The organism is Rahnella bruchi, from assembly GCF_003614975.1.
Classification (GTDB): domain Bacteria; phylum Pseudomonadota; class Gammaproteobacteria; order Enterobacterales; family Enterobacteriaceae; genus Rahnella; species Rahnella bruchi.
Genome location: NZ_QZWI01000061.1, coordinates 1 through 410, shown reverse-complemented (window position 1 = coordinate 410; position 410 = coordinate 1). Strand labels below are relative to the sequence as shown.

The 410-nt window shown below is 51.2% G+C and carries 1 protein-coding gene; it reads right to left on the bottom strand.

What is annotated here, in order from left to right; genetic code table 11:
- On the bottom strand, nucleotides 1–410 hold a 410-nt coding region (locus D5398_RS25350), incomplete at both ends, for a contractile injection system protein, VgrG/Pvc8 family (protein WP_279635020.1).

Below are 410 nucleotides of genomic sequence, written 5' to 3'. Positions count from 1 at the left end.
CCTTCAATCTGATAACGGGCAAAGTCTTCGCCGTGCTGTTCGTCTTTAAAGCGTCCCGGATAATCAAATATTTCATAAGCCGCGTGCTGATAGGGCATCCGCCGCGGTTGGTCCTGAAATTGTGCCGGCCAGTTCGGAGCGGTGAAGGTGTAATCCTGTAACGTCACCTGCGAAGGGCGGATCTTCGCGCTGCGGCGGAAATTGTTGATGCAATACGTGTCGGCTTCGGAAGCCGCATTGGGGTTGTAGGGGATCTTGCCCATGCTGGTCAGCGCGCTACAATTGTCGGCAAACGTCAGTTTCTGATCGTTGGCCTGCAGATATTCTTCTTCTAAAAAGAAAATGCCTTCTTCAGCAATCAGGCGCCGGATAAATTCGTAGTCGCTTTCCATAAACTGTACGCAAAACTC